We start from the raw sequence: 14,833 nt of genomic DNA, 5'->3' as shown, positions 1-14,833 counted from the left end.
CTCCCCAGGCATCCGTATCCGTACGTCCGTACAGCGACCAAGAACGCGGCGCTCCGCGTCCCCACCCCCACCCTGCCGAGCCACGACACCCCACGCGGTCGGCCGATGGTCTACGCCCCGGGCCCCGGGTATGACACCCCGCGCGGCCGGGTGCGACTTTGGTCGGTGGCCCGGTCCGGCCAGGCGCGCATCTACGTCTTGACGGTGCCGTACTACACGTCGGGGTTGAAGAAAAATCATGGCAAGTAGCGGCCCGAGCAGGGGACAGGGAATAATGAGCAGCGAATCCATCGGTGCGGGCGACGTGATTGCGGCATTCGGTCTGGAGGGCGTCGTGCTCTTCCCGTACGCGGAGACGGAGTCCTCACCGCTGTCTGTTCGGGCGTCGTCCTTTCTGAGTCGCGTCGGGGTCCCGAACGACTACTTCTTCATCTCCAGAGGCGGTCCCGAGGAGGACGGGGAGGCGGCCGAGGAGTCCGTGTGCGTCGGCTCATGGGCTGCCGACGAGGATCTCGGTTCGACGTGCCGGAGGCATGCAGGTCATGGTTGATCGTGGGGCACTTCCCCTGCGCGGCCGCGGCACTGAATCCTGCGGATGATCACGTCTACTCCTTCTCCTACGACGGTGACGGTAAGCCCATCCTGATTCATCGTGACCTTGAGTCGCTCGTTCGATCCCTCATCACGCTCAAGCACTTCTGTGAAGAGCGGGAGGAGAACGAGGACCTGTCACCAGAGGAATTGCGCACAAGGGTCGATTCCTTCGACCGGCTTCCCTTCTCCGAAGAGGCATCGGAGTGGAACCGCATGTACGAGGAGGTCGTGGACGGAATCTTTTGACGAAAGCAGCGGCCGAGGGCATGACGGCGATGCTCGATCTCTGGCGGCAGGGGCTCGGGAAGGTGCCGGAGGAGTTGGGCGATCTGATGTCGCTCAGCGATTGCCTCTGCCTGCACGACACAATCGGCTGACAGAGCTTCCCCGGTCGCTGGGGCGGCTCACCGCGTCGCGTTATCCCAACATCGGCGAGAGCCGCCTCATCGGCGACCTGTCTGCTCCGGAGGAAACGCGCGCCCTGGATCCGCGCTGGAACGACATCGAGCCCCGGCCCCGGCTGCTCGACGCGTTGGCGCAGCGTGGGTGTGTCGTCTTGAGGTGAGCGGCTGCGGACCGCGGACGGGCGCCGATGCCACCTGTCACTGGCGGTGTCCCGTGGCGTCGTGCTCCGCGGCGATGGCGGCGAACTCGTGGATCAGCGGGCTGCGTCGGCTGCTCTCCCAGGCCAGGCAGACCTGGCTGGGGGCGATGTCGGAGATCTCGACGTGGGTGACGTCGGGGCGCGTGTAGTACGTCGCGGTCGACAGGGGCAGGATGACCACACCGCGTCCGGCCGCGACGTTCTCCAGCTTCTCCTCGACCGTCACGGTCGGCGGTGGCGTCGTCCGCCGGTCCGCGGGGGCCTCGGTGGACAGCTCCGTGGCGATGTCGCGCCACTCCGGTACGGCGTCCGGATCCTGCAACAGGTGCTCGTCCGCGAGGTCGTTGACGCTCAGGACGCCCTTGTGCGTGTAGGGGTGGTCCGCGGGGAGCACCGCCACCCGGGGTTCCGTCAGCAGGTTCCGCGTGCGCAGGCCGTGCCGGTCCAGAGGCATGCGTACGTAGCCGACGTCGACGCGCCCATCGTGGATCACCTCTGCCTGATCGCCCCAGCCGGTCCTGACCACCTCGACCGAGAGGTCGGGATAGCGGCGGGAGAGTTCCCGTACGGCACCGGTGACGATCAGTCCGGGCATGAACCCGATGGCGAACGTCTCCGTCCCCCCGGCCGCGCGGGCCAGGCGTCGGCGGGCGGCCTCCGCCGCCGCCAGCAGCGGCACGGCGTCGGAGAGGAGTTGCCGGCCGGCGAAGGTCAGCTCGGTGGCACGCTTGTCGCGGGCGAAGAGCTGGACCTTCAGTTCGCTCTCCAGCGCCTTGATCTGCCGGGAGAGCACCGGCTGTGCGATGTGCAGTCTCTCGGCGGCCCGTCCGAAGTGCAGTTCCTCGGCCACCGCGACGAAGTACCGCAGCTTACGGAGATCGAGATCGAGGGCCACGGGCCGCTCCTTCCGCGTCGCGTCGGCCGCTCCGTCGCTCCGTCATCCGAGCGTAGCCAGCGGTGCGCGACGGTGCTCGGGGCCGGCGGGCGGTGGTCCGGGCGGCGGGCGGGGGGAGCCGGGCGGCGACGAGTGCTCAGGCCGGCCGAGTGCTCAGGCCGGCCGGCCCACGCCCAGTTCCGTCAGGAGCCGGCCAGCTCCGTCAGCGCATCCAGCCGTACGGGCTTCCAGCCCAGCTCCCGGCGCGCGCGGGCGCCCGTGAGCCGCTGGTCCAGCGCGAAAGCCTCGGCGACCGGCCCCATCTGCTCCGTCGCCTCGTCGATGGTCAGATGCCGGATCGCGCCCGGCCGCCCGATGGCCCGGCTGACCGCCTCGGAGACCTGGAGCGCGGTGGGGTTCTGGTCGCTGACGCCCGCGTAGACGGATCCGGCGGGGGCCGCCAGCGCCAGCACGTACAGCTCGGCGAGGTCCTCGACATGCACCAGCGACCAGTGGTTGGACCCGTCGCCCACACACGGGACAGCGCCCGTCTCCCGCCCGGGAGCCGCGTAGAACGTCTCGACCAGCCCGGCCGACCGGCCGTACACCAGCCCCGGCATCACCACCACGGGCCGCTCGCCCGTGGCCGCCCGCGCGAGAACGTGCTTCTCGTTGTCCACGCGCCACGCCGTCAGCCTCGGCGGCTTCAGCGGCGCGTCCTCGTCGACGATCCCGTCGGTGTCGCCGTACACCCACACCCCACCGGTGTGCACGTACGGGCGGGGCCCCGCGCCGTCCTGCATCGCCTCGGCGGCCGCGCGGTCGACCTCGGCGGAGTCCGCACCGGCGTGCTGGCCCAGGTGCAGAACACCGTCCGCCGCCCGCGCCGCCTCGCGCAGTACGGACACGTCGGTCAGCTCGCCACGGACCGCGCTCGCGCCCAGACCGGTCACGACCCGCTCGGAGGCATCGCTGCGGACGAGCGCCGCGACCTCGCTTCCCCGCCGGACCAGTGCCTCGATCGTCGCCCGGCCGATGTAGCCGGAACCTCCTGTCACGAAGACCTTCATGATCGCTCCCTTCCTGGGTGCTGAACCCGCGGTGGTGAACTTGCCCGGGGGTGAACCCGGCACTACCGACTCTGCTCGCGAAGGGGTCCGACAGTCCAAGACCTGGTGCGCCGTCTGTCATACCCGGCGGGTATCAGACCAGCTCAGACGGTGCGTGCGGGTTCGGCCGACCGAGTGATCGATGATCGGGTGATCAGGCGATCGGGCGATCGCCCGGGGGTCCGGCACACCGACACGGATCGGGCGACGGATCAGGTGATCGGCTGATCGTCCAGCTCCGTGATCGGCCGGTCGCTGACGGCGGCCGTCATGATCATCGGGGCGTCGCCGTCGCTCTGGTTGACGGAGACCGCGATCCACCGGGGGTCCGCGGAGAGCGGTCCCCATACGGTCAGATCGCCGTAACAGTCCGCGTCGCACAGCGCCTGGAACAGCGCGGGCATGGGTTCGCCCGCCTGCTTCCGGAACAGCGGCACCCGCATGGACACCCGCCGGTGAGCACCCCACCGCCGGTCCAATTCCGCGACGAGCCGCGCCAGTTGCTCTTCGGCCGCCTCCTCCGCCTCGTTCCACTCGGGCCCGTACACCCCGACGAGGTCCCCGCTCTCCCAGAGCGGAACGATCCGAAACCCCGCCCCGCTGGTCGCGGTCCACTCCCCCGTGGCCGGATCCCCCTCGACTTCCGTCCCGTCGGTCGTCAGCCCGGCAGTCGGTACGGGCGCGACGAGCAGCGCCTCGACGTCGGACACCGCACGGCCCGTCTCGAACACCTCTCCGGCCCGTGCGGTCACAGTGCGGCCCGGTCCATGGGGCGGGGCAGCGGTCGCAGCGCCCCGGCTTCCCGCAGCCACAGGTTGGCACGGAGTACATCCTCGGTGTCGTCACGTGCCGCGAGGACGAGCAGCGCGCCTCCGCCACTTACGTCCTCGCGGGCCGCCGCCGCCAGGTCCTCGGGCAGCAGAGCGGCGCGCCCCGGGGAGAGATAGCCGATCCAGCCGACCGAAGGCTCGTCGGGGGCGAAGCCGGCGTCGTCCTCCAGGGCGTCGAGCACGTCGTCATCGGTGACGCCGCCGAAGTCAGGCTCCCACAACTCCGCCACGGTGGAGAGGAGTTCGGCGTCGGGGGTCTCGGCCTCGTCCGGAGAGCTGACGCCGATCACCATCGACTGGAGCAGGAACTCGGGCGTGCCGCCCGCCAGGCCGCTGACCTCGATCTTCCAGCCCGGCGCGCCCTCGGCGACGAGGCGCAGGGCGCAGCCGGTACGGTCCGACCAGCCGTCGGCCGCCTGTGCCGCGCGCAGGGCGGCGAGCAGCGACGCCTCGTCCGGCCGGAGCTCGGCGGCGGGCCCGGAGGCGGTGACGTTACGCCACGTCCACGGGGACGTCAGTGGTACGTCCGCGCCGGAGCGGGAGCCAGGGTCGCGGAAGGCAGAGGGACGGGCGCCAGAGGCGCGGGAGCCGGAGTCAGAGTCGGACCCCGCGACCGGGAGCAGTCCGGCAAGCCGGTCCAGCGTCAGCTTCCACCGTCCGGCCAGCGCCTCCGCCGACTCCTCACGGGGGCCCCAGAAGCCCCGCACCACACGTCGCATGTCCTGCCCTCCGTAGCTTCCCGTTCGCCGGACCGGCCCCACCAGCCCGGCCTCACCTGGCCTCGCCCGGCCTCGCCCGGCCAAGCTAGCCGAACTCCTCGGGTTTCCTGGGGCCGCCGGCCGGCTTCTGTCCCGTGTGGACGACCTTGATCGGCAGCCCTTCCTCCCGGAACGCCTTGCGGGCGGCCTTGGCGACGTCCGGATCGGAGAAGTGCCACTCGACGGGCCGGCCGCCGGACGCCTCGACCTGCCCCCGCGCCTCGGCCAGGAACTTCTGCTTGCCGGACTCGGTGAGCGTGCCCTTGTCGGTCTTGGAGAGGTAGCTGTCGTAGCCGTTCTTGGCCTCCAGGAAGGTCTGCCTGCCGGAGTCCCAGCCGTCGTACTCCACCGCCGGCTTGCCCTCCTTGGGGTGCGGGACGACGTACTCCTTGCCGCGTGCGGTACCGGTGATCTGTTCCTGGTAGCGCAGCCAGGACTCGTTCTTCCAGTTGGGCTTGGGGTTACGGTCGCGGCTCGCCCAGAAGCCGTCGCCCTTGTCGGCGGAGCCGAGGTCAGGGGACTTCAGATTCCCGGCCCAGTCCGGCGGGTTGTAGTTGCGCGGGTCGGACGTATCGCCGTGCGCGGGCTCGGGCCACTTCTTCTTCTCCAGCTCGGCCTTGGCCGCGCGCTCGGGCTCCTCGGCCCGCTTCTGGGCCAGGTGGGCGGCCCGTTCCTGTTCGCGGGCCTCCTTCGCCTTGGCCTTGGCCTCCTCGTCGCAGCCGGCCTCGGCGAGGATCACGCGGTGCGTGCCGCTCCCGGCGAGCACGCCGGTGCCGGATCCGGCCACACCGTTGAACCCGTACAGCGGCCGGGGGAACCAGGGCCCCGAGGCGATGACGCAGCCGGTCTTCCGTGCCTGGTCCTCGGCCGCGTCCGCCGCCTCGTCGGCTTCCTTCGCCGCCTTACGGGCGCCCTCGACATCCCCGGCCTCGGCGGCCTTACGGGCGCGGCGCGCCGCGTCACCCGCGTCCGAGGCGGCCTTGGCCACGTCCTCGGCGACCTTGCCCAGCTTGCCCAGCTTGCCGACCTTGCCGACGACCTTCGCGACGTCGTAGCCGGGGATGAAGAGGGAACCGACGTTCCAGACGACGTCCGTGACGGCGCGTGTCTTCTCCCCGTTGTTCCAGCGCTCGCGCACCTCGTCACCGACGAAGATGTCGTCGCCGACCGTCAGTCCGGTGTCGAGCGAGGCGCCGCCCCAGTCGGCGAGCGCGCCGAGGTAGTCGCCGTCCTTCCACTTGTCGGTGGCGTCCTCGGAGTCCTGGAGCCACTGATCGCCGAGCTGACGGCCGTAGTCGGCCATGCCGGACCAGGTTTCGGCTTTGAAGAGGTCGCCGATGCCGGTGAGGTCGCCCCAGACACCGTCGACGAAGACGCCCTTGACGACCTGGGTGCCGCGGTCCCAGGCGCAGCCGAAGAAGCCCCAGCCGCCGCAGTCCTCTTCCTTGCCGTCGTCTTCTCCGTTCGCGTCGGCGTCACCGGAGCCGGCGGCATCGGGGGCCGCGGCGACGGCGGGGACGTCGTACTCGGCCTCGGGCTCGGCGCCGGACTCGGGGTAGGTGTCGCCCGCGCGGCCGGGCCCGTCGGTCGCGGGGTACCAGGACCCGCCGGTGGACCCTCCGGTCGACCCGCCGCCGTCGGAGCCGTCGGAGCCGTCTGTGCCTCCGCTGGAGCCGCCGGAGCCGCCAGTCGTCCCGCCCGTGGAGCCTGCGGAACCGCCCGTGGAGCCGCCCGTATCGCCCGTGGCGGCGTCGACGCTTTCACCGGCGTCACCGGGAGACGGACACGCCGTACCCGTGATGGAGCAGACGGCGGACTGGAGACCACCCGCGATGCGCCCGCTGATGCCGCCCAGTACCAGCGCCAGGATGATCCCCGCCACGAGCGTGATGAGCCCCGCGTACTCCAGGGCCGACTGCCCCCGGTCCCGCCGCCGGGTGATCAGGCGGGAAAGAGAGAACGTGGGCCTGTCCTGCCGATGTTGATCCCGTTCCCGGTCCGGCAGCCGGAACCATTCGCGGCTCTCCGCCCGCGTGAGGAACCACAGGATCAGCACCGGCAGGAACAACTGGGTGAAGCCGTGTCCCGACCCGTCACCGACGTTCGTCAGCCCACCGAGGATCAGCCACAGCTGTACGGCGACGAGGCCGCCCCACACTCTGACGCCACCGCTCAGGACACGCCGCGCGAGCAGCCAGCCCACGACCCCGGGCGCGGCGGCGTACAGCGCGAGGCCGAGGAGTTCCCCGCCCAGCGCGTCGGCGGCGATGGCAGACCCGAAGAGTCCGAGCCCGCCCAGCACCGTGGCCCCGAAGAGGACATACACCAGCGACCGCGCCGCACCGAGCGCCCGCGGCAACTCCCGCCGTCCCCCGCCGGGCGCCGAAGCCGACCCCCCGTACGCGGGCACGCCACCGAACCCAGACACGCGTCCCCCAACCAGCGTTGCCCATAAGCGCGATGAAAGGCACTCACTCTACGGCAGGGCGCGCTTACCGTCATGGGCCCGCGCACGCGGGGGTGCTCCCGTGCCTTCCCCCGCGTATCCGCTCGGCCCGCTCGACCCGCTCGGTCCGCTCAGTCCGCTCGGTCCGCTCAGTCCGCGCAGTACGTGTCCCGCGCCGGGCGCCGGCCCGTGGTGAGGTACTCGGTGACCGTACGGTCGCCGCAGGCGTTGCCGTTGCCCAGGTACACGCTGTGCCCGCCGTGGTCGAGCGTCACGAGCCTGGCGCGGTCGCCCAGGGCCTCGCGCATCTTCAGGGCGCCGGAGTACGGGGTCGACGGGTCACGGAGGTTCTGGATCATCAGGATGTTGGACGGGCCCTCGGCGGTGATCCGGGTGGGCTTCTCCGCCGGCGCGTCCTTCCAGAAGGAGCAGGCGAAGGCGTTCGCCGGCATCCCGGCCGTGAGCGGGTGCCGGACGCGGTCGGCGGTCACGGCGCGCTCGTACGCGGGGACGGAACCGGGCCAGCGCACGTCGTTGCAGATGACCGCGGCCGTCACCGCCGCGTCCTCGTCCCGCAGCGGCTGCGCCAGGTCGGGGGGCAGGACCGGCTTTCCGGCCGGGTCCATCGCCGCCCGGATGATCCGCGCCAGTTGGGGGAAGGAGGCGTCGCTGTAGAGGGCGTTCTGGAGCGCCTGCCGCAGTCGGTTGCCGGTCAGCGGGGTGCCCGGCGTGGTCGACTCCTTCGGTTCGCGGTCCAGCTTCGCCGCGAGCGCGAGGAACAGCGGCCGTACGTCCTCGGCTCGTTCGGCCAGCCGAAGCCCCGGCTCTTCGTCCTCGCGGGCCGGATCCGCCGCCCAGGCCGCGAAGTCGGGGAACCGGTCGTCCGCGCCCACCGCCATGTTCGCCGCCCAGCCCCGCGCGACCCGGGCCGGGTCCGGGTCGCCGCTGCTGTCCAGTACCCAGCGGTCCGTGTGCCGCGGGTACTTCTGCGCGTACACGGCCCCGACGTACGTCCCGTACGAGACCCCCCAGGCGGACAGCTTCTCCTCGCCCAGCGCCTGCCGGAAGCGGTCGATGTCGCGCGCCTCGTTCGCCGTGGTGAGGCTGCGCAGCACGGGTCCGCCGTTACGGGCACAGGCGTCGGCGATACGGCGGGACCGGGCGACGCTCGCGGTGATATCGCCGTCCGGCCCCGGCCAGGGGCGCAGGTTCACCAGGTCCCGGTCCTCCGCGTCGAGGTCGCAGCTCGCCTTCGTACTGCCGCCGACCCCGCGCGGGTCGAAGCTGACGAGGTCGTACGCGCCGGCCATCGCCTTCCGCAGCGCGTCCCCCTTCTGCGCGAGCTGCCGCACCCCGGACCCGCCGGGCCCGCCGGGGATGTACAGCAGCGTCCCGCGCCGCGCCTCGGGCCGCTCGCTGCGGAGGCGGGACACGGCGAGGGTGAGCTGAGGGCCGTACGGGTCGCGGTAGTCGAGCGGTACGGGCAGCTCGGCGCACTCCTGAGCGGGCGCGGAAGCGGCCACACCGGAAGCGGCAGTGGCGCAAGGGCGCCAGTCGAGAGCGGGTACGGCCCCGGCTCCGGCATAGGCGGCCTCCGGCGTGACCACGGCGGTCAGGGTCGCGGCGACGCCTGCGGCCGAGAGGGCGAGAACAAGGGCTCTGCGGGAGTAAGTCGTCATGGCACAAGGGTTGTTGAGCCGGGGCGCGCTGCCCATGCGGCAGGCATGACAACACTGCTGGGGGTAGCCCCCGGACGGACCGTATGGACACACACACGCCTCGCAACGGGTCAGCTGTCCGGCACGCCCCTGCTACCGGGTGCCGACTGGTGAGCGGCCGACTGGTGCGGGGCCGGCTGGTGCGGGGCCGGCTGGTGCGGGGCCGGCTCAGCCTGTGCGGCGGTCCAGCTGCTGAGGAGCTGGAGGGACTGGTGCGTGGGTGAACCCGGTTCGACGTTGTAGACGCACAGGGTCTGGTCGCCGTCACCGGGAGGCTGGAGCGATTCGTAGGAGAAGTGGAGGTCCCCGACCAGGGGATGGCGGTAGTGCTTGCTGCCGTGCGTACGGCGCAGCACCCGGTGGTCGTTCCACCAGGTGGTGAACTCCGGTGAGTGCAGGGTGAGTTCGCTGACGAGATCGGCGAGCTGACGGTCGTGCGGATAGCGGCCGGCTTGGAGGCGGAGGGTGGCGACGGTTTCCGCGGCGATGCGCTCCCAGTCGCCGGTGCGTTCGCGGGCCACCGGGTCCAGGAGGTAGTAGCGGGCGAGGTTGCGCTGCCGGACCGGCAGGGCGTCGAAGTCGGTGAGGACCGTGCGGGCCAGCCGGTTCGCGGCCAGGACGTCGGTACGCCGGCCGAGGACGAAGGCGGGCACGTGCTCCAGGGTCCGGAGCATCAGATGCAGGCCGGGCCGGACGCGCTGCGGGCGGGCGGGGGGACGCCGGGCGGCCGTGGGGCGCGCGAGGAGGTCCGTGAGGTGTTCACGTTCCGACGCGTCGAGCCGGAGGGCCTCACAGAGCGCCTCGACGACCTCGGGCGAGGGATTGGTGGCACGGCCCTGCTCCAGGCGGGTGTAGTACTCGGTGCTCACCCCGGCCAGGCGGGCGGCCTCCTCGCGGCGCAGACCCGGCACGCGTCGCCCACGGGGGTCGCTGGGCAGTCCGGCCTGGCCGGGAGTGACCCGGGCGCGCCGGCCGCGCAGGAAGTCGGCGATCTCGCGGCTTCGGTCCATGAACCCAGTGTGACCAGTCGGTGCGGGCGGCAGGCGGCTGCGGGTGGTCCTGCCGGTACCTGCCTTCGCAGGGCCCGCTACCGGGCTGCCGGATGGCCGGTGCGGTGGTGTCCTGGAAGAGGAGAGGGCAGCCCTTGGCCTTCGGTCCCCGGCCTTCCGGTCCCGGCCTCTCGGCCTTCCGGTCCCTGGGCTTCCGGTCCCAGACCCTTTGGTCCCAGACCCTTTGGCCCCCGGCCATCCGGTCTCCGGGCCGCCGTCCGGGCCGCGCTCCGGGCCGCCGGCCTCCCTGGTCGGCGCCCCCTCCGCCCCGTTCGATCCTGTTCATTTCCGTTTACTCCTGGAAGGTGCGCCTCATGTCCACCGCAACCTCCGCCAAGCCCCTGACCGGCCGTACCGCGGTCATCACCGGTGCCTCCAGCGGCATCGGCGAGGCCTCCGCCGAGCACCTCGCCGCGCTGGGCGCCACCGTCGTGGTTCTGGCGCGCCGCGCCGAGCGCCTGGACGATCTGGTCGCCCGGATCGACAAGGACGGCGGCACGGCGGTGGCGATCGCCGCCGACGTGACCGACCCCGCCGCGGTCCAGGCCGCCGCCGACCGGGTCGACGCCGAGCTGGGCGGCGCCGACCTGCTGTTCAACAACGCCGGCGTCATGCTCCCCGCCCCGATCGAGGAGCGGCGCACCGACCAGTGGCGGCAGCAGATCGACCTCAACATCAGCGGTCTGATGAACGTCATCGGCGCGTTCGTCCCCCAGCTGGTGAAGTCGGCCGGCGAACGCGGTGTGGCCGACCTGATCAACACCGCCTCCATCGCGGCACAGAACATCTTCCCCAACTTCGCCGTCTACTCCGGCACCAAGGCGTACGTCACGCACCTGTCCCGGCACCTGCGCGTCGAACTCGGTCCGAAGAACGTCCGCGTCTCCGCCATCGAGCCCGGCATCGTGGGAACGGAGTTGCAGGATCACGTCACCGACGACGGCGCCCTGGACTGGCTGGAGGGCTCCAAGGAGTCCATGGAGTGGCTCACCCCGGAGGACATCGCGCGGACCATCGGTTTCATCGCGACGCTCCCGCCCCGGGCCAACCTCCAGCAGGTCACCATCATGCCCACCGGCCAGGCCAGCTGACCCGCCCGGACGCGACGCGCGGACGCCCCGCACGGACGCCCCGCACGGACCGGACCTCCGCCCCCGTCGAGGTCCGGTCCCGCCGAGGTCCGCCCCCGCCGAGGTCAGGCCCCCGCCGAGGTCCGGTCCGGCGGACCCTCGGGCGATCAGCGGGCGATCAGCGGGCGATCACCAGCGCACGGGGAGCGTACGCAGCCCGCGCAGCAGGCTCGGCCGCCACTCGGGGGCGGCGGACGCGTCGGCGAGGGCGAGGTCCGGGAAGCGCTCCAGCAGCGCCGGCAGCGCGACGGACGCTTCGAGCCGGGCGAGCGGCGCGCCGAGGCAGTGGTGGATGCCGTGGCTGAAGGCGAGCTGGGCGCGGTTCGCGACGGGATCACGGCGGATGTCGAAGCGCTCGGGGTCCGCGAAGCGCGCCGGGTCGCGGTTGGCGGCGGCGAGGGAGAGCACGACGCGCTCACCCTGCGGTATCCGCGTACCGGCCAGCGTCACGGGCTCGGCGGTGTAGCGGTACGCGGCGATCTGCCCCGACGGCTCGTAGCGCAGCGTCTCCTCGATGGTGCCCTCCAGCAGCCCGGGATCGGCCCGCAGGGCGGCCAGCTGGTCCGGGTGACGGAGCAGCAGATGGATGGCGCTGGAGATGAGGTTGACGGTCGTCTCGTGCCCGGCGACGAGCAGCAGGAAGGCCATGCCGAGGAGTTCGTCGGGCGCGAGATGGTCGCCGCCGTCGCCGCCGTCGCCGCCGTCACGGCCGTCACCGCCGTCGCCATCGTCCCCACCACCCGAGTCGTGCGTACGGACGAGGGCGTGCAGGAGGTCGGCGTCCTCCCCCGGGGCGAGGTGACGCTTCTCCTCGATGAGCCCGGTGAGGTACTCGGTCATCGCGGTCGCACCGGCCATCGCCGCCTCGGCGTCGGTGACGGCGACGATCGCGCTCGACCAGCGGTGGAACGCGTCGCGGTCGGCGGCCGGGACGCCGAGGAGTTCGCAGATGACGGTGATCGGCAGCGGAAAGGCGTACGCGTCGACGAGATCGCCGCCGCCGGCCGGGGCCATGGCGTCGAGAAGCTCGGCGGAGATGTGCCGGACGCGCGGTTCCAGCCCGGCGATGCGGCGAGCGGTGAACTGCCGTGACACGAGCGCGCGGAGCCGGGTGTGGTCGGGCGGGTCGACCTGGAGCATGTTGCGGCCGATCGCGTAACCGCCGTCGCTGTCGAACTCCGAGGAATGCCGGATGTCGTTGCGCAGCCGCGCGTCCCCGAGCGCGGCGCGGACGGCGTCGTACCCGAGGACCAGCCAGACCGCCTCGCCGCCGGGCATCCGTATGCGGCGGACGTGGCCTTCGGCGCGGAGCGCCTGATAGGCGGGATAGGGGTCGGCGAAGAAGTCCGGGGCGGCGGAGGTGAGTTCGGTGAGGTGGTCTGCGCGCATGGTGACTCCCTGGATAATCGGGGACAACTCCCCGTTTCCTCTCCCACCGAGCCTACCAAGAACCGGGGACAGCTCCACGCTTCGACCCCCGTGCAGGGTTTAGCCGATGAGGACGTTGGACACCGCGACCACCTGAGCGGTGTGTTGTACGGCGGGTTCGTTGCAGGTGGTGGCGGGGTCGCCGGTGCGGGCGGCGGCCTTGCCGCCGATGAGGACGGACGTGCTGCCGCGGGAGACGGTCCCCTTGTTGCCCGGTGGCGACTTGAAGACGCCGACCGGCGGTACCGGCAGGTGGGGCGGGGTGTTGACGGCGGTGCTGTCGACGGTGGCCGCGGGCTTGCCGCCGATGAGGACCGTGCGGCAGCAGCCGTCGGTGATGACGCCGTTGAAGGGCAGCGCCGTGGGCGTCTCCACGGGGCCGGTGGGGGAGGGGACCATCACGACGTGGGTGTCCACACCCACGACCTTGTCGCCCATCGCCGCGGCGGGTGCTCCGGCCATGACCGTCCTTTCGGTGTTCCGGTGGTCCTGTGCCACAGGGCCTCGATATCGCAGGGCTTCGGTGCTGCGGTACTTCGAAGTCGCGGTGCTTCGATGCTGCGGTACTTCGGAGTCGCGGAGTCGCCGCGCAGTCGCGGTCGATGCCAGGTGTCAGCTCCGGGTGGTCACGGCGCGGGCGGAGAAGAAGGCCGCGGGAGTGCAGGAGGCCGCGGTGCCCGTCGTCAGGCCGCCGGGCATGTCGCAGCGGACGGCGAGCACCACGTCCGTGCCCGGACCGAACTCGATGGGCTCGGCGTAGTGGTCGTCGCGGTCCCGGAAGGTGTCCAGGCTCATCTCCCGCAGGACGGAATCGCCGCGCTGGAGGCGCAGGACCCCCATGTCACCCGAGGTGTTCTCGAACATGATGTCGGTGACGTAGTACGTCTGGTCCTCGGGGACGGTGAACCTCGCGGTGACGAAAGCGTCCGACTTCTCGGCGTCCACCGGGATACGGAAGTCCACCGCCCGCACTTGACCGGCGATGCCGCCCCGGCCGGTGCCGTCCTGGCCGCTCTTCGCGTCCTCGCCGCCCTTGCCGCCCTTGCCGCCGCTGTCGTCCTCACCGTCGGCGCCGTCTTCGCCGCCCGTGCCGTCTTCACCGCCGGTGCCGCCGGCCGGGCCGCCGAGGGCGGGGAAGCGGCTCTGGTCCGAGCCCCCCGTGCCGGCGGACGTCCCGGCTCCGGCGGTGGCGCCCGGTTCGCCGGCTCCGGCCGTCGCGCCGCCGCCCTTTCCGGCGCCCGCCCCGCCCCCGGCACCGGGCGCGTCGGGGTCCTGACCGGTCGCCGCGGCGACCTGCTTGCGGGCCTCCGACTCGACACTGGGCTGGAGCACGAAGAACCACAGGGCCAGCAGGGCGGCCACGGCCGCGGCGACCGCCAGCGCGAACTTCGCCACCCCGTCGGAGACGATCGCCGCCTGGACCAGCGCCCCGTCCGCCGTCTGCTCCGTCTCGTCCGCTTCATCCGCCTCGTCCACGCAGAGCACCTGGAACGGCAGCGGGGCGTCGGGGCCGCGCCACATCCGCGCCTTGGGCTTGACCTTGAGGGGGACGACGGCGCTCTTGCCGTGCGCCACCTCCACCTCGTCGTAGCGGAAGGCGAAGTCCAGCTTGGCGTCGGGGTCGGAGGCGAAGAGCTGTGCCCGCAGGGGCGCGTTGCCGCGGTTGTCGACGATCGCGTTGAAGCGACCGGAGAGCCTGGCCCGCCGGGTGGTGGGCAGCAGGGTGACGCCGTGGTCGGTGAAGGCGCCGACCGTGACCGTGGACTCCTCCACGACGGAGCCCTCGATGTCCTCGTGGGACATCACGCGCAGCCCGTAGACCACCTCGCCGGCCGACAGGTCGGGGGAGCGCGGCGGCGTGAACACCAGCCGCACTTCGACCGACTGGTCGGGGAAGACGTTGACCTGGGCGGGCTCCACCGCGATCCAGTCCTTGGCCTCGCCGAGGACGTCCAGCTCGAAACGGTCGACGACCGTCCCGGTGTTCCGGACCTGCACGGTCCGCCGCACCTCCTCACCGGGAACGGCAAGGGTGTCGGTGTCCGGTATCACTACGGTTGCTCCCACCCGGCCAGCATCGGCGCGCGGGACCCGCCTCCCGCAGGGTCACCGGGCCGGCGATCGGTGCCGGGCGCACTGCGCGAACGGCCCGCAGGTCGGGCAACCGGCCGTCCGACCGCTTATCGCCCCTGAGCGATTGGCCCCGACGGCGTCCGGGTGCGGAGCCGCCCGCTTAGGGTCGGTGTCAAGGCGCGTCACCACCGCGATGCCCAGGGCCGCCCTCCGGGCGGGA

Annotated in this window: 14 protein-coding genes; 4 read left to right on the top strand and 10 right to left on the bottom strand. The window is 72.2% G+C overall.

Translation table 11 applies throughout. The features are described from left to right. The first annotated feature begins 238 nt into the window (after positions 1-238). The 3 genes from CU044_RS38355 to CU044_RS40000 are packed head-to-tail and all read left to right on the top strand — an operon-like array spanning position 239 to position 971. On the top strand, positions 239-550 hold the full coding sequence (locus CU044_RS38355; protein ID WP_165371781.1) for a hypothetical protein: 312 nt from the start codon (positions 239-241) through the stop codon (positions 548-550). Between the two features lie 2 nt (positions 551-552). Beyond that, positions 553-840, top strand: coding sequence for an SUKH-4 family immunity protein (locus CU044_RS04820; RefSeq protein ID WP_240045345.1), 288 nt, complete (start codon positions 553-555; stop codon positions 838-840). After that, positions 837-971, top strand: coding sequence for a hypothetical protein (locus CU044_RS40000; protein ID WP_275670174.1), 135 nt, complete (start codon positions 837-839; stop codon positions 969-971). The genes CU044_RS04820 and CU044_RS40000 overlap by 4 nt, the downstream gene beginning before the upstream one ends. A 225-nt stretch (positions 972-1,196) precedes the next feature. Here the strand turns inward: CU044_RS40000 and CU044_RS04815 are convergent, their stop codons facing one another. The 7 genes from CU044_RS04815 to CU044_RS04785 all read right to left on the bottom strand — a co-directional run bounded on the left by CU044_RS04815 (position 1,197) and on the right by CU044_RS04785 (position 9,943). Further along, the gene (locus CU044_RS04815) at positions 1,197-2,093 is read right to left on the bottom strand and encodes a LysR substrate-binding domain-containing protein (protein WP_129767191.1); all 897 of its coding nucleotides are present in this window, start codon (positions 2,091-2,093) and stop codon (positions 1,197-1,199) included. A 182-nt stretch (positions 2,094-2,275) separates the two neighbouring features. Further along, a complete protein-coding gene (locus CU044_RS04810; RefSeq protein WP_129767190.1) occupies positions 2,276-3,142 on the bottom strand; it encodes an NAD-dependent epimerase/dehydratase family protein in 867 nt (288 codons plus the stop codon). 251 nt (positions 3,143-3,393) lie between these two features. Continuing rightward, a complete protein-coding gene (locus CU044_RS04805) occupies positions 3,394-3,933 on the bottom strand; it encodes a hypothetical protein (RefSeq protein WP_129767189.1) in 540 nt (179 codons plus the stop codon). Further along, on the bottom strand, positions 3,930-4,730 hold the full coding sequence (locus CU044_RS04800) for a hypothetical protein (RefSeq protein WP_129767188.1): 801 nt from the start codon (positions 4,728-4,730) through the stop codon (positions 3,930-3,932). The genes CU044_RS04805 and CU044_RS04800 overlap by 4 nt, the downstream gene beginning before the upstream one ends. A gap of 85 nt (positions 4,731-4,815) precedes the next feature. Beyond that, positions 4,816-7,179 (bottom strand): Tox-REase-5 domain-containing protein, encoded by a 2,364-nt coding sequence (locus tag CU044_RS04795; RefSeq protein WP_240045344.1) that lies wholly within the window; start codon positions 7,177-7,179, stop codon positions 4,816-4,818. Positions 7,180-7,364: 185 nt separating this feature from the next. Next, entirely contained in the window at positions 7,365-8,894 is a 1,530-nt protein-coding gene (locus CU044_RS04790) for an alpha/beta hydrolase (protein ID WP_129767186.1), read from the bottom strand. 110 nt (positions 8,895-9,004) lie between these two features. After that, a complete protein-coding gene (locus CU044_RS04785) occupies positions 9,005-9,943 on the bottom strand; it encodes a helix-turn-helix transcriptional regulator (RefSeq protein ID WP_129767185.1) in 939 nt (312 codons plus the stop codon). 353 nt (positions 9,944-10,296) lie between these two features. Between CU044_RS04785 and CU044_RS04780 the strand changes: the two genes are divergently transcribed. After that, a complete protein-coding gene (locus tag CU044_RS04780; protein ID WP_129767184.1) occupies positions 10,297-11,073 on the top strand; it encodes an SDR family oxidoreductase in 777 nt (258 codons plus the stop codon). Between the two features lie 168 nt (positions 11,074-11,241). Here the strand turns inward: CU044_RS04780 and CU044_RS04775 are convergent, their stop codons facing one another. The 3 genes from CU044_RS04775 to CU044_RS04765 form a co-directional block, all read right to left on the bottom strand. Further along, positions 11,242-12,501 (bottom strand): cytochrome P450, encoded by a 1,260-nt coding sequence (locus CU044_RS04775; protein WP_129767183.1) that lies wholly within the window; start codon positions 12,499-12,501, stop codon positions 11,242-11,244. A gap of 99 nt (positions 12,502-12,600) precedes the next feature. After that, entirely contained in the window at positions 12,601-13,002 is a 402-nt protein-coding gene (locus CU044_RS04770) for a PAAR domain-containing protein (RefSeq protein WP_129767182.1), read from the bottom strand. Between the two features lie 150 nt (positions 13,003-13,152). Continuing rightward, positions 13,153-14,607 (bottom strand): hypothetical protein, encoded by a 1,455-nt coding sequence (locus CU044_RS04765; RefSeq protein ID WP_129767181.1) that lies wholly within the window; start codon positions 14,605-14,607, stop codon positions 13,153-13,155. Positions 14,608-14,833: the final 226 nt, after the last annotated feature.

Origin of the sequence: Streptomyces sp. L-9-10 (genome assembly GCF_004151105.1) — a bacterium.
Classification (GTDB): domain Bacteria; phylum Actinomycetota; class Actinomycetes; order Streptomycetales; family Streptomycetaceae; genus Streptomyces.
This window is presented reverse-complemented; position numbering and strand designations above follow the sequence as displayed.

Bases quoted from the DNA above. Each gene is read 5' to 3' on its own strand.
- CU044_RS38355 (WP_165371781.1), top strand. From the start codon at position 239: ATGGCAAGTAGCGGCCCGAGCAGGGGACAGGGAATAATGAGCAGCGAA.
- CU044_RS04810 (WP_129767190.1), bottom strand. From the start codon at position 3,142: ATGAAGGTCTTCGTGACAGGAGGTTCCGGCTACATCGGCCGGGCGACG.
- CU044_RS04800 (WP_129767188.1), bottom strand. From the start codon at position 4,730: ATGCGACGTGTGGTGCGGGGCTTCTGGGGCCCCCGTGAGGAGTCGGCG.
- CU044_RS04790 (WP_129767186.1), bottom strand. From the start codon at position 8,894: ATGACGACTTACTCCCGCAGAGCCCTTGTTCTCGCCCTCTCGGCCGCA.
- CU044_RS04785 (WP_129767185.1), bottom strand. From the start codon at position 9,943: ATGGACCGAAGCCGCGAGATCGCCGACTTCCTGCGCGGCCGGCGCGCC.
- CU044_RS04780 (WP_129767184.1), top strand. From the start codon at position 10,297: ATGTCCACCGCAACCTCCGCCAAGCCCCTGACCGGCCGTACCGCGGTC.
- CU044_RS04775 (WP_129767183.1), bottom strand. From the start codon at position 12,501: ATGCGCGCAGACCACCTCACCGAACTCACCTCCGCCGCCCCGGACTTC.
- CU044_RS04770 (WP_129767182.1), bottom strand. From the start codon at position 13,002: ATGGCCGGAGCACCCGCCGCGGCGATGGGCGACAAGGTCGTGGGTGTG.